Here is a 15,491-nt window from a genome sequence, read left to right as displayed (position 1 = left end):
GTGAGGTTTTTTTATGACATAATTTTTAAACCGCTCCGTTCGTTAAATCAGTATATTTGTAACGATGAAGAAGAAAATAATTTTTATCTTATTTCTATTCGCTTTAACTTTTGCCATTTCTCCAAGTGTTAATGCACAATGCGCCATGTGTAGCATTAATGCAGAACAAGGCGTTAAAAACGGCAACACAGTTTCAGCTGGATTAAATACAGGCGTTTTGTATTTATTGGCTATACCTTACCTAATGGCCATGGTTGTTGGCATAATTTGGTATAAAAAATACCGCAAAAAAAATATTCATCTTAATATGAAGAATGAGCCGATCAACCTAAACTAAAGCATGACTGGTAAAACCTCAAAGCTATATGCTATCGTACATGCAAAATGTGCGCATTGCCGTAGGGGAAATATTTTTACAGGCAGTATGTACGGTTGGAACATTCAGCATACCAAAGAAATTTGCAGTCACTGTGCACAGAGAATAGAAATCGAACCCGGATATTTTTATGCTGCCATGTACGTGAGCTACGCCATGAATGTAATAGAAATGCTGTTCGCTAGCTTTATTACATACCTAATTTGTGGCCCGCTAGAGGATAATACTTTTTGGAATTATTTAATCGTAATTTTTGTCGGATGTTTTTTACTCTATCCCTTCAATTATCGATATTCGAGAATAATTTTGCTTCATGTATTATCTCCAAATATAAAGTATAAGCCTTATTACGATCAATAAATTTAGAGTTCAAACTGTATAAATTGTGTTGGCAAACATTTTACCAGTTTAACAACTACCGATTAACCTGAGCACCGAATGTTAAAGAAAGAAACCCTTAATTTTATTAAAGATGTTGCGGAAAATAATAACCGCGAATGGTTTGCTGAAAATAAATCGAGATATGAAGAAGCAAAAACAGATGTTTTAACATTAGTGGCTTCAATTATTCCCGAATTGGCAAAGGTAGATCCCGCACTTTCTGCCGATGCTGATCCAAAGAAAAGTTTAATGCGAATTTATCGCGATATCCGTTTTAGCAAAAATAAGGATCCTTATAAAAATAACTTTGGAATGTGGTTTTCTACCAAAAAAGGAGGGAACGAACCAGGTTATTATCTGCATATCCAACCCGGAAAAAGTTTTATAGCAGGTGGATACTGGATGCCAGATGCACCACATGTAAAGCTTATCCGTCAGGAAATTGACTATAATATTGACGATTTTAAAGGAATTATAAACGATAAGGATTTCAAGAATAATTTCCAGCTTGGTGTTGGTAATGCACTAAAAAACGCACCAAAAGGTTACGATCCGGCTGATCCGAATATAGAATTTTTGAAATTAAAAAGCTTTGAAGCTACAATGCCTTTAAGCGATGCAGAATTTTTTAAGCCAGCACTCGTTAATAAGTTAATAAGTTCATTCAAAACAGTACAACCATTAGTTGTATTTTTACGAAACGCAATAAATCAATAATCAAGTTAATTACCAATTATCAATAACCAAAACCACAGCGTACCAGATCCTAAACTTCGATATTAAAACATGAAAAATACCTTTCTAGCTTTTGCAATTCTCCTATTCCTATCATCCGTTTCATCGTGTGTAATCCTTTCACCTAAAAAATATAAGGCTTTATTGGGCACAAAAGATTCTTTATATACTGCCTTTAACGAGGGTTTGATTAAAATTGAAAACCTGGAAGGCGAAGTTGCCAAGCTTAAAAAAGATACTTCGATGATGGCAGAAGAACTTCGCGATTTGCAAAAGGATTACAATGAGATGGATGTAAATTACAAAAAGCTTAAAAACAACTCTTCTTCTGAAATTACTAAGCTTTCTGGTGATCTGGCCGCTCGCGAGAAACGCTTAAAAGAGGTTGAGGAAGTTTTACGAAAACGCGATGAAGCCACCAATTCATTAAAGGAAAAGTTACAGCAGGCATTATTAGGATTTACTAAAAATGGTTTAACGGTAGAAATTAAAAATGGAAAGGTTTACGTTTCGTTAACAGATAAACTTTTATTTCCATCTGGAAGTATAATCATCGATGAAAAAGGTAAGCAAGCGTTAGCATCATTAGCGAACGTATTAAAGCAACAACCAGAAATTAACATTGCTGTTGAAGGCCACACAGATAATCAGAAGATTAACAATTTGGGTCAGATTAAAGACAACTGGGATTTGAGTGTATTAAGAGCAACTTCGGTGGTTCGTTATTTAACTGAAAACGAGAAAGTAGAAAGTGTAAGAATGACCGCTACCGGAAAGGGAGAGTTTCAGCCTTTGGGTTCTAACGCAAGTGCAGATGGAAGAAGTAAAAACAGAAGAATAGAAATTGTACTTTCTCCGAAACTAGACGAACTGTACAATTTGATAAAATAAATTAAAAAGATACAATTCTGAAAGTCCTACGAAGCAATTTGTAGGACTTTTTTATTGATGTTTTCTGTAGGATTTTAAGATTTTAAAAGTATGTTCAAATTCACCATCGTTTAAATTGGTGTAATCCGGCATCGATATTTTATTAACAGCCAAAAAGTGTAAAAGCTCTTTTATTACATTTGAAACCTCTTCAGTAGCCCCAGTATGTTTTAAGGCATCTATTTTTATCAGCATCAACGATACCTCGAACATTTTAAAATCGTTTTTGGAAGCAAATTTTATTCCTTCCTTCACCTCGGTTAAGGCCTGGTCATAATTATCAGTGTAGTTGTAAAAATTAGCCTTAAAAACGTAAAAAGATGTGCTAATGAAATTTGTAAAGTAGGTGTATTCACTACTGATGATTTTATCTAAGAACTGAATTATCCGCTGGGCCTTTTTAAAATAATTTAATTTAAGATAGGTTTGACCCAAGTGGATGAGTAAAAATGGCGAGAACACGGAGTGACGAATGTAAAATATATTTGGATACTTATTCAGAATTGCCATTGTAAACCTGTGCGACTCAGCATAATTTTTCTGAGAGAACAGCGTGATTAATACAAGCCTAAAAGTTAGCATTTCTGCTGTGGTCAAGTCTTCGTTTTTATGTGCAGGGCTCTTATCAATTACATGGCAAAGCTTAATAATTTTTTCCTCCAGCGATTTGCTTTCATTAGGTTTGTTGGATAAATTATTGTAAAAATAAAGGATTAGATCATACGGATTTATTGGGAAAAGCTCATTTAGCCGCTTATAGTTCCTTTTTAACAAATGCATCGTATTCGTTAAGGCGGCCCTGTCAATATCTATTAGGTTGATGTTACATTCAATAATGTGAAGCATGATTTGTGCATCTTCGTTGAGCACATTATCTGAGATCGTTTTAATCGTGTCTTTATACAACGTGCTCATGGTTCTGCCCATGGCCATAATGTCTATAAATTCAGAACCAACACTTTGCTTATTAAAGTTTGATGAGGGTTTGCTGAGTTCGTATCTGGCTACATAACAGATAAAATCAAGCGATTTATTTTTTTCCTCGTTTGAAAACGGAAGTTTTAAGATGTTTTTTAAGGCAGTAATTTCATTTCTATTGATACAGAATCTGATTGTCCAGTTTAGAATATGTTCTCTTAAGGTTGTATTGGTAAATGTTTGCAAAATGTGTTCAAAAAATCCTTTGCAAGCTTTATATTCAAATTTCTCCGTTAGCTGAATAAAAATAAAATAAGTGTAAATATCGTTGTTCAGAAAACGAACAACTTCTGTTGGGATAGATGTTGTAAATCTTTTTTCTTCAACAATTATTCCGCTAAAAATAAGCTCTTCGTAAATTTCGGGGTAAAGTGTAGCGTAACTTAAAATTTTCTCTTTCGATACTCTCAGTCCTTTGTTCCCCTCAGAAATGGCATCGCTAATTTTCTTAAGTATGAATATTTTTTCGGTGCTGTTTTTCGCCAGAAATATTTTTTTCTCTAAGAAATAGTTAATTAGCTCATATCGTAATAATGGATTTTTAAGATCTAAGAATTCATTTTCGTATTTAATTTTAAAATAAACCTGTAACCAGAAAGGTGTTTTAAACTGCTCAAGAAGTGATGGATTAATGTCATTCTTAGTCATCGTTTTGCCTTCGATCTGGCTGAGGGTGTGCAGGATTTCCTCTGTATTTAGATAAGGAACATTGCTCAAAATATCAGAATCATAAAATAAGCCAGTGTACCAGGTTTTTGTTAAAAAAGCTGATCCCGTAATTACGGGTTGAAGATTTACCCAAGTATTTGACCTTAAGCTAATGGCTATTTTAAAGAAATTGTTCTCTTCTATGCTATATAAAAAATCTATAAATACCTTAAAATAGGTGCTTTTTAACAGAAATTCATCAATCCCATCAAGTATTAAAACAAATCTTCCTTCCCTTTTATCAGGATTTTTCTTAAAGAAACCAATTAATTCGCTAACGCTGCCAAATTTAAATTCCTTTAAAAACCAATCGCCCAGACTAAGTCCGTTTTGAATTATGGCATTTATGCTTGCGGAATTGATTAGTAAAACTATATCATTTTTGTAAAGTGCATTTTCTGCATAGAAAAAATGCTCAACCATGTGTGCTAGTAAAATAGACTTTCCATGTCCGGGTTGCGCACTAATAGTTGTAAATTGATAATTGTTCTTTAAAAAGTAATCAAAATCGGGATAAAAGAAGCTTCTGTTTGCTGTTGCATTAAAGGGTACCCCAGAATTATTTTTTTTTGCGATTAGCGAAACTTCCGTAAAGGCATGTGTTTTTAACCTCAAATCTTGCCACACACTTTGAACATCAGAAATTTCACTTTCCTTATCAAGGCAGAAAGCTTCCCAATTGGGATAACCAATATATTGAGATAAACTATTTAGTGTAAATAACGAGAATTTGTGCAAAGTATTAGCAAAGCCAAAAAAACGTTTGATTGTGGTCTCACTGACGTAGTTTTTAGTTTCTTGAAACACATACTCAGAAATTATCTTACAATGACCGGGATCGATATTTCTCAATCCAGACTTTATAAGCACAAACTTCCTGAGTTCAATGAGGAGTTCGTTAGTTTTCATTAAATATATAGATGATGACTTACGCTAATGTCATCATAATTTCACAATCAGCGAAACTATTTTGATAAGAAACAATTCTATGAACGAAATGAACGGAAACTTATAACAAGAGAATGAATAGCAATGGATAAAATTCGTTATCTGTGTAAATGTAGATTTGTCATGTAACTGTACAAAATCAACTTCGGTTGAGGTTGTGGTTAAAACCCATCACCCCTATATAAACGCCTGATATGATGAATTATTTTACCTCTCCATCCCTAAGAAGGATAATTTGCAAAATTCCTTTTATTGCAATTCTTATCTTAGTAACGCTGTTCAGCTCAAAATCGTATTCACAAACAAAAATTTATGCAAATGCTGTTAGTGCGACCAGCCCGAATGCGGTTTCTACGTTAACAGGTTGTGGTTTGCTAAATCTTCAGCCGTGTTACAATACACTTACTGTAGAAAATGCCAATAATGCATTAACGGCAGATAATGCCACTTTTGCTACGGTTAAGTCATACGGAGGTGCGGCATTAGGAATTGCAGGATATAGTGGCGAACTGGAAATTAAATTCCCAACAGATGTTCCGGCCGGAAAAACTTCTTATGTAAGAATTGATTTTAATGCAGATGTTTTGAATGCACTTTTGGGTGGTAATCTGGGCGGGTTATTGGCAAATGTTGTAGGTAATGTGGCTTTGGGAGATCACACATTTGAAATTGGTGCAAGAAATTCCGTTGGTACTACCGTTTTAAGCGGAACAAGTTCTGCTGCATTTTCGAGCAGCAACTTACGTTTGGTTAAAGATGCTAATGGATATTTTTATGTTGCCATTACACCCGATCAGGTTTACGATCGGATTTATGTTAGAGATAGAACGGCAGCTTTGTTGCTGAGCACTGCAAATAATACTAAAGTTTATTATGCATTTTATAATTCGGGATCGGATGTTTGTGCGCAGGCGGCTTATACAAGTTTTGATGGAACAGGTATAACTGTAGATGCCTTGGGGCTAGGGGGTGCAGGAGTTACAAATCCTGAAACGGCAATTGATAGCGATCCAACTACATTTTCTCAAATTAGCTTGGGCGCTTTGGGCGTTGCTGGTTCTATTGGCCAAAACTTTTACTATAACACCTTATCAGATGCAGGCGATGATTTTAATCTAAGATTGAGCACCTCATCAGCCTTATTAAATGCTGGGGTTTTAAATAATATAACCGTTACGGCTTACAATGGAAATACTCAGGTATATTCACAATCCGCATCTAATTTATTGGGTTTAGATTTGTTGGGACTGCTAAATAATGGACAAATTGCCAATATTCCATTTTCTCCGGGTGTGCCTTTTGATCGCGTTAGAGTATCATTATCGTCTTTATTGAATGTTAATTTAACCCAAACCATTCAAGTTTACGGAATAACCAGGTCTGCAGGAAGACCAACCTTTACTTCACCTGCAAGCAATGCATTTACAGCTTGTTACAATTCTTCGGCAGCATTAACCGCCACTACGCCAAGCACAAATGAATTAATCTGGTATGCTGCGGCAGAAGGTGGCGCACCATTAGCCACCGTAGCATTCAATGGTACATATAATACGCCAAGTCTAACCGCAAACACAACTTATTATGTTGCAGCCCGTAAATTGGGTTGTATTGCAGAATCGGTTAGAGTACCTGTTGTGGTAACTGTAAATCCAGCAATTGTTTTCAACACCACCACGCTGAACAATGCAACAGTTGGATTTGCATATTCGAAACAATTGAATGTTGCAACCGGTGGAACTCCAACTTATACTTATGCTTTAACTAACGGGAGTGCTTTACCTGCTGGTCTAACACTTTCAGCTGCTGGTTTAATCTCAGGAACACCAACAGCTTCTGGCACCTATAGTTTTTCGGTTACAGCAACCGATACGAAAAATTGTACAGCTACTGCAAGCTACACGCTAATTGTAACAGCTACCTTAGCTTTAACACCAGGAACATTGCCTGATGGAGTAACTGGAACGGTTTATCCAACGCAAGTTATTCCAGTGGCAACTGGTGGAACTGGGCCTTATACTTATTCGGCAACTTCGCTCCCTCCGGGATTAAGCTTTAACCCAACAACAAGAGAAATCACTGGAACTCCAACCCAAAGTGGAACGTACAACATTCCAGTTACAGTTACTGATGTAAACGGAAATACCGTTACTTCAAATTATACGGTTAAAGTTATCGATCCTTTGGTTTTACCACCAGCTACTTTAGCTAATGGCACAACTGGAACGGTTTACACAACTCAAATTATTCCGATTGCAACTGGCGGTACGGTTCCATATACCTATTCGGCTTCTGGTTTACCTGCCGGATTAAGCTTTAACCCAACAACGAGAGAAATTACAGGAACGCCAACGCTTGCAGGATCATTTACAATTCCTGTAACAGTTACAGATAATGCTGGAAAAACCGTTACAACAAACTATACCATCACTGTTACCGATCCTTTATTGTTGCCAAGTGCAAGTTTACCCGATGGAACTGCTGGAGTTGTGTATCCAACACAAACAACACCTGCTGCAGTTGGAGGAGTTGGCCCATATAGCTATGCTGCAACAAATCTTCCTCCAGGATTAAATTTTGACCCAACAACCAGAGCAATTACTGGCACACCAACTCAAGCCGGAAATTATTCAGTTGCTGTAACGGTTACAGATAGCCAAGGAAAAACAGCCAGTAATACTTATCCGATTAAAGTTAATGGAGTTTTATCATTGCCTCCGGCAACTTTAGCTAACGGCATTGTTGGAACTTCCTATCCAACACAAACTTTACCTGCGGTAACGGGAGGAACAGCACCATATACGTACCTGGCAACAAATCTTCCACCGGGATTAAATTTTAATACCGCAACAAGAGAAATTACAGGCACACCAACATTAGGTGGAACCTATATTGTTTCGTTAACGGGAACAGATGCAAACGGAAATAAAGTAAATACAGATTATAGCATTACTGTAACCGTAAATGCACCGGTTGTAGCTGCAGCAACAGTTTGCGCAGGGAGTTCGGCCACTTTAAGCGTAAGTAATTTGCAACCCGGAGTTACTTATAACTGGTATGCATCAACTGGAAGCACGGCTTTAGCCACAAATAATACAGGAGTATTTGCTACTCCAATTGTTAATGCCCAAACCGTATTTTATGTAGAAGCGGTTTCTGGTACAGCGGTTAGTCCGCGTACTGCTGTTACGGTATCTATAAATCCATCGGCAAATTTAGCTGTTGTTACAACAAATAATCAGGTTATAAATAGTGGTCAAACTACTACATTATCAGCAACAACAGATGCTGGAAATACCATTAGGTGGTTTGATGCCCCAACCGGTGGAACACAGTTGGCTACAGGCGCAAGTTTTACTACTCCGGCTTTAAATACAACAACAACTTATTATGCCGAAACTGTTACCGCAAATGGTTGCGTAAGTACAAGCCGTGTCCCGGTAACTGTAACCGTAATTAATGGCGGAGGCGGCACAGCGTGTAATGCTGCAAATGCTCAAAACAGCGGAATAACCGGACTTTGTATTTTGTGTGGCATCAGTAATGCTGGAAATTCAACAGATGCAGATCCAAATAATTTTACCAGAATTACCTTGGCCGTTGGTGTTGGTTCAGCAGGCTATCAGCAATTAATATTCCCATCTGTAGGTTTAGCAACAGATAGTATTCGTTTAGATTTGGGCTTACCATCTGGATTATTAGATTTAGGCGTTCTGAGCGGTGTAACTGTAAATATTTTAAATGGAACTACAATCGTTAGAACAGTTCAACTAAATTCATCGGTTTTAAATCTTCAGGTTTTAGGGGGAAGTCGTTTTGTGGCTACATTGGTTGCTGGCGGTGCTTACGATCGGGTAGAAGTTCGAATAAACGGATTGGTCTCTGCGGTTACCAGTTTGGATGTTTATGGCGCAACAATTATTTATCCAAATCCAACTTTAACTTCAGGTTCGCAAACCATCTGTTCAGGTAATACAGTTGCATTAACTGCAACAGCCAATGGCGGTACAACGCTTAATTGGTATTCTGCAGCAACGGGCGGAACATTATTAGCAACTGGAGCATCATATACTACACCAGCTTTAACAACAACTACAACATATTATATTGAAGTAAGTAAAGGCGGTTGCGCAAATGCAACTCGCGTTCCGGTAACGGTAACGGTGACACCTGTTTTGTCTACTCCGGTTTTGGCGCCAATTGTAAGTGCTTGCGAGGGATCAACTTCTACACTTGCTGTAAATAATCCTGATCCTGCTGTAACCTATAATTGGTATGATGCTGCTACTGGTGGAACACTATTGTTCACGGGCTCAACATTTGTTACGCCAGCTTTAAGCGCAACAACAAGCTATTATGTTGAAGCTAGCCAAGGATCTTGTACAAGTGCTAGTCGTGCAGTTGCAACGGTAACGGTAAATCCCCGTCCAGTTTTACCAACGGTAACGGCATCATCATCAACAGTCAACGCTGGGCAATCGGCAATTTTAACTGCAACCTCTACAGATCCAACAGTTACTTTTAACTGGTATACATCTGCAACTTCTACAAGTTCGGTTTATACGGGGGCAACCTATGTTACGCCTCCATTATCTGCAACAACAACATATTATGTAGAATCTGTTTCTCCAAATGGATGTTCTTCTGCCAGTCGTGTTCAAATTACGGTAACAGTTGATGGAACAGTTACACCAAATCCCGTTCCATGTGAAGCTGCAATTTCTCAAGCCAATGGAGTAACAGGAGTTGCGCTATTATCCGGTGTTTTTAATGCAGGTTTAGCAATTGATAACGATACCCAAACTGCCTCTTCATTGGTTATGCCTGTGGGTGCCTTAGGTGCTTCCGTTTATCAGTACTTAGGCTTTGGCTCACTTTCGAGAGTTGGTGATACTGTAAAAGTATTGGTTTCGTCTCCAGGCAGACTACTTTCTTTAGCACTTTTAGGCAATGCTCAAATAACTACATTTAATGGAACAACGAGTAATGCAGATTCAAGATTTTTAAATAACAATCTTCTCAACGTTCAATTATTAAGCGGAAATACACAAGCCTTAATCACTTTTGTTCCAACAGTTGCATTTGACGGTGTTGAACTCAGATTAAATTCTGGCGTACTTGGTGCTTTAACATCGATTAATTTAAATTACGCACAACGTGTTCTGGTTGCACCAACAGTTGTTTCGGCAAATGTTGCAGGCTGTATCGGATCTACGGCTTTATTAGAAGTAAGTAATCCAACCGCTGGATTTACCTATCAATGGTTTGATGCTTCTGGAAATTATTTAACTGGAAAAGATGGCGTAAGCTTTACAACCCCAGCTTTAACAGCCGATACAAAATATTTTGTTGCTGCAGTTTCGGCTTCAGGTTGCGTTAGTGCAAAAACTGCAGTCAATGTAACGGCTAATCCATTGCCCGCAACTCCAGAATTGTTATCGCCAACAGTTTCAACCTGTGCAGGTCAAACTGTTGTGCTTCAGGTTAAAAATCCTATCGCAGGTACCGTGTATAAATGGTATGATGCTGCCAATGTTTATCAAACAGGAAAAGATGGAGATACTTTCACCATTACAAATATTGCGGCAGGAACAACAACCTACTCAGTTGAGGCTACAAATGCATGTGGAGTTTCAACAGCAAAAGCAACAGCGACTATTCAAACAGGTGGCGGTTTAGATACGCCGGTTATTACACCATCTGGGGTTACCATAAACAGCGGTTCGGTTGCGGTGTTAAAAGCAACCTCTACAACCGGTGGTGTTGTATTTAATTGGTATGATAGTCCCACCTCAACGACTTCATTATTTACAGGTGATACCTTTGTAACCCCTCAATTATCAAGTACAACAACTTATTATGTAGAAGCTACAATTGGTGGCTGTTCAACAAATACCAGAGCATCAGTTGTGGTAACTGTAATTCCGAATGGTGCTCCTGTTCCTACACCATGCGGTGCGGCTACGGTTTCTGTGGCAGCAGGCGCAACTGCTGGAGCTATAGGTGCTTCGGTTGTTAGTCCTGGTTTAGCGGTTGATAATGATGTGAGTACTGGATCTAGTTTGGTAATTCCGGTAGGATTACTTGGCGGATCAGTTTATCACCAATTGGGATTTACTGGAGGATTATCAAATATTGGTGATACATTAAGAGTAAGTATTACTTCACCTGGAAAATTATTGTCTCTTGCGGTTTTACCAAGCTTAACTGTAACAACTTTCCAGGGTGCGGTAAGCAATAATGATGGAATTACCATAAACAATCCGTTAATCAGTCTTAATTTATTGAGCGATGGAAGCGGAGCAATATTAACCTTTGTGCCTTCAGTTAAATTTGATGGGGTAGAATTAAGATTGAGCTCGGGTATTTTGGGAGCCTTAACTTCCGTTAACTTAAATTATGCGCAAAGAACCATTCCGGTTCCAACAGTGCAGGCATCTTTAACAAGTGTTTGCCAAGGTACTTCGGCTGTGCTAAATGTTCAAAACCCACAAAGTAATGTAACTTATAAATGGTACTTGGGCACAACTTATCAAACTGGAAAAGATGGGCCAACCTTTACATCTGATGCTGCTTTACCTGCCGGAAGTTATACTTATAGTGTAACAGCAACGGCTAATGGCTGCGAAACCAAAGGCGCAGCAATTACCATTACGGTTTTGGCGCCACCTGCTTCTCCAGTTCCATCAACAGGAAATCCTGCAACAACCTGTATCAATACCCCGGCAACATTAAGTGTACAAGCGGTTGCTGGTGTAATTTATAACTGGTACGATGCGCCTACTGCTGGAAACATGTTGGTAAACAACAACAGCAGCTTTACAACTTCTGCATCACTTGCACCAGGGACTTATGATTATTATGTAGAGGCTGTGAGTGCTGGCGCAAATGGTTGTTCAAATTCAGCTCGAACCAAAATTTCGATCACAGTTAATCCTTCATCAACAGCATTAGACCTAGCTGTAACAGGGAATACATCATTATGTACCTCGGGTATTGCTATACTTACGGCAAGCAGTACAACAGTTACCAATCCAATATTTACTTGGTATACCGATGTTGCCCTAACCACCATTGCTTTTACTGGTCCGGTTTTTACAACGCCGGCAATTTCTGCAACTACCAAATATTATGTTACCGTAAGTGGAACAAATAAATGTGCCAATATACCTGGTAGTGCAGAGGAAGTTACCATTACAATAAATCCTGTCGCTGTGGCTGCAGATATCAATTTATCTGGAACTACAACCATATGTGGAGGTTCTTCGGTTACGCTTACTGCAAGTTCTACCACTGTAATAAATCCAATTTTTACCTGGTATAGCGATGCGGCTTTAACAACTGTTGCTTATGTTGGTCCGGTATTCTTAACCCCAGTATTATCAACTAATACAACTTATTATGTAACTGTTAAAGGCGATAATCGATGTGAAAATACCGCTGCTGCTGCAAAACCGGTAGCCATTACGGTTAATCCTGCGGCAACAGATTCTGATATCGCTGCGAGTGGAGCAACTTCCATTTGCCAGGGCTCATCAACAGTGTTATCAGCAACAACAACTACAGTTACCAATCCAGTTTTCACCTGGTATAGTGATGCAGGCTTAACAACGGTAGCATATATTGGAGCAACTTTTACCACCCCGGTTCTGAATTTAACCACTACTTATTATGTTACGGTAAGAGGAGATAACAAATGCGAGAATGCTCCAGCGAATGCAAAAATTGTAACGGTAACCGTAAAAGACTTTGCTACTGCTGCGGATATTACCGTAAATAATGCCCAAATCTGTTCAGGCACTTCAGCTGTGCTAATGGCATCAAGTTTAACGGTAACGCAACCTGTATTTACTTGGTATAGTGATGCATCTTTAACCAATGTGGTTTTCACTGGGCCAACATTTACAGTTCCCGTTACCACAACTACAAATTATTACGTAACGGTTAGAGGTACAAATAAATGCGAAAACACCGCTGCAAACGCGAAAATGGTAACCGTTACCGTTAATCCATTAGCTACAACCACGGATATTATTGCCAATGGCGCAGTAATTTGTGCAGTTTCTTCTACAACATTAACGGCCAGTTCTCCAACAGTTACCAATCCTGTATTCACTTGGTACACAGATGCTGCATTGACCAATGTGTCGTTTATAGGAGCATCATTTGTAACCCCAACCTTAACAGCCAACACTACTTACTATATTACTGTAAAAGGAGATAATAAATGTGAAAACGCACCAGGCAACGCAAAAGTGGTGGTTGTAAACATCAGACCATTGGCTTCGGCTTCTGATATTACTGTAGCAGATGCAACCATTTGCGCAAGCTCATCGGCTAGCTTAAGTGCCACAACAACAACAGTTGTAAACCCAATATTTACCTGGTACAGCGATGCCAGTTTAACAACTGTAGCATTTGTGGGACCAACATTTAACACACCTGCATTAACAACAACAACCAAATACTATGTTACAGTTAGGGGAGATGATAAGTGTGAAAATTCTGCTGCCACAGCAAAAATTGTAACAGTTAATGTAAATGCAGTTGCAACAGCATCTGATATAACCTTATCAACTCCAGCTTTAATCTGCGGTTCTGGTTCAGTTGTTATTAATGCAAGTTCAACAACGGTAACAAGTCCGGTATTTACTTGGTATAATGATGCATCATTAACAAGTGTTGCATTTACCGGCCCAATCTTTACAACTCCGGTATTAACTACAACTACTACTTATTATGTTACGGTTAAAGGAGCAAACAAATGTGAGAATACCGCTGCGGATGTAAAAACGATAACAATAGTTGTTAATCCAACGGCTGTTGCAACAGATATTGCAGTAAGTGGCTCAACCTCAATTTGTGGAAGTTTTGCTACAACACTTACAGCAAGCAGCACAACAGTTATAAACCCAACATTTACATGGTATACAGATGCCAACTTAACAAACGTAGCCTTTGTTGGGGCAACATTTACAACCCCTGTTTTAACATCAAATGCAACTTATTATGTAACTGTAAAAGGAGATAATAGATGTGAAAATACTGTTGCTAATGCAAAAGTGATTGGCATTACAGTTAATACACTGCCATTAAATCCTGTGGTTTCAACAACGGGAACAAATATTTGTGCGGGCGATGCCACAGCTCTTAGCATTCAAAACCCACAAACGGGCGTTACATACGAATGGTATAATGCCGCAACCGGTGGAAATCTCTTATTTACAGGAACAACCTATAATACTTTAGCCTTAAATACAACTACAGATTACTACGTTACCGCAGTTAATGCTACTGGCTGTAACAATGCAGGTGGCAGAGTTAAAGTTACGGTAGTTGTAAACCCTAAACCAAATGTGCCTACAGTTTCATCAAATAATGTAAATACCTGTACGGGTAGTCCAGCTGTATTAAGTGTGTCAAATCCTCAAACAGGAATTGTTTATAATTGGTACGCTACATCATCAGGAGGAACCATTGTTGGAACGGGAATAACATTTACAACGCCTGCCGTAACTGCAAACGTAACGTATTATGTAGAGGGTGCATCAGGTTCTTGTACATCGATATCTCGTACAGCTGTTAATGTCTCTCCACTTCCGGTACCGGTAGCCCCAAGCTCGGTAACGGCGAATAATACACCAATCTGCTCAGGCAGTACAGCAGTGATAACTGTAAATAATCCTGTTGCTGGCTTAATTTATAGATGGTATGCATCGAGTTCAGGAGGTGCATCACTTGCAGAAGGTGTAACCTTTACAACTCCAGCTTTAACCACAACTACAACATATTATGTAGAAAGTGTTGCAGTTGGTGGATGCTCGAGTCCAACAAGAACCGCTGTAACTGTTAATGTGTTGCCAGTTTTAGCAAGACCTGTAGTTTCCGTACAATCTACAACCTCTAATAGTGTAACTTTTGGATGGCCGGCAGTTCCAGGTGCAACGGCTTACGAAGTTTCTACAAATAATGGTGTCACTTGGCAATCTCCAACTTCAGGATCAGCTGGAACGACCTTCTTGGTTTCAGGCTTAAAACCAGATCAAAGTGTAACTGTAATTGTTCGAGCTAAAGGTCAGATTGATTGCCAGACCAGTGCAAACTCTACTCCAGTAGTAGGCAAGGCTGCTAATCCATTGGGTAATGAAATCTACATTCCAAACATTTTTACACCTAATAATGATGGTAAGAACGACATCTTCCTGATTTATGGAAACACCATTGCTACTGCAAGAATGAGCATTTACACGCAATGGGGACAATTAATTTATCAATCTGATAATGTTGCCAACGGATGGGATGGAACCTACAAAGGTGTTAACCAACCGGTAGGTGTATACGTATACGTGGTTGATGTTCAGTTTTCGGATGGAACAACTACAATGAAAAAAGGAACAGTAACCTTAGTGAGATAATGAAGATCGGATTAATTTATAAA

The 15,491-nt window shown here is 38.6% G+C and carries 6 protein-coding genes; 5 read left to right on the top strand and 1 reads right to left on the bottom strand.

The window, feature by feature from the left end; translation table 11 throughout:
* Positions 1–64: 64 nt before the first annotated feature.
* The 4 genes from DF947_RS15090 (at position 65) to DF947_RS15075 (ending at position 2,383) form a co-directional block, all read left to right on the top strand.
* Positions 65–337, top strand: a complete 273-nt coding sequence (locus DF947_RS15090) for a hypothetical protein (RefSeq protein ID WP_109930876.1) — start codon at positions 65–67, stop codon at positions 335–337.
* Between the two features lie 3 nt (positions 338–340).
* Positions 341–736 (top strand): DUF983 domain-containing protein, encoded by a 396-nt coding sequence (locus DF947_RS15085; RefSeq protein ID WP_109930875.1) that lies wholly within the window; start codon positions 341–343, stop codon positions 734–736.
* Positions 737–814: 78 nt separating this feature from the next.
* A complete protein-coding gene (locus DF947_RS15080; protein ID WP_109930874.1) occupies positions 815–1,474 on the top strand; it encodes a DUF2461 domain-containing protein in 660 nt (219 codons plus the stop codon).
* Between the two features lie 69 nt (positions 1,475–1,543).
* Complete coding sequence (locus DF947_RS15075; RefSeq protein WP_109930873.1) at positions 1,544–2,383, top strand: OmpA/MotB family protein; 840 nt, start codon at positions 1,544–1,546, stop codon at positions 2,381–2,383.
* A gap of 51 nt (positions 2,384–2,434) precedes the next feature.
* On the opposite strand, the gene DF947_RS15070 is transcribed toward DF947_RS15075, so the two are convergent.
* A complete protein-coding gene (locus DF947_RS15070) occupies positions 2,435–5,017 on the bottom strand; it encodes an NACHT domain-containing protein (RefSeq protein ID WP_146202929.1) in 2,583 nt (860 codons plus the stop codon).
* 233 nt (positions 5,018–5,250) lie between these two features.
* Between DF947_RS15070 and DF947_RS15065 the strand changes: the two genes are divergently transcribed.
* On the top strand, positions 5,251–15,468 hold the full coding sequence (locus tag DF947_RS15065) for an Ig-like domain-containing protein (protein ID WP_109930871.1): 10,218 nt from the start codon (positions 5,251–5,253) through the stop codon (positions 15,466–15,468).
* The last annotated feature ends 23 nt before the right edge of the window (positions 15,469–15,491 follow it).

Source organism: Pedobacter paludis, assembly GCF_003173575.1.
Taxonomy (GTDB): domain Bacteria; phylum Bacteroidota; class Bacteroidia; order Sphingobacteriales; family Sphingobacteriaceae; genus Pedobacter; species Pedobacter paludis.
Note: the sequence above shows the minus strand (reverse complement) of the source record. Positions and strands in the feature narration are given on the sequence as shown.

Bases quoted from the DNA above. Each gene is read 5' to 3' on its own strand.
- DF947_RS15090 (WP_109930876.1), top strand. From the start codon at position 65: ATGAAGAAGAAAATAATTTTTATCTTATTTCTATTCGCTTTAACTTTT.
- DF947_RS15085 (WP_109930875.1), top strand. From the start codon at position 341: ATGACTGGTAAAACCTCAAAGCTATATGCTATCGTACATGCAAAATGT.
- DF947_RS15080 (WP_109930874.1), top strand. From the start codon at position 815: ATGTTAAAGAAAGAAACCCTTAATTTTATTAAAGATGTTGCGGAAAAT.
- DF947_RS15075 (WP_109930873.1), top strand. From the start codon at position 1,544: ATGAAAAATACCTTTCTAGCTTTTGCAATTCTCCTATTCCTATCATCC.
- DF947_RS15070 (WP_146202929.1), bottom strand. From the start codon at position 5,017: ATGAAAACTAACGAACTCCTCATTGAACTCAGGAAGTTTGTGCTTATA.
- DF947_RS15065 (WP_109930871.1), top strand. From the start codon at position 5,251: ATGATGAATTATTTTACCTCTCCATCCCTAAGAAGGATAATTTGCAAA.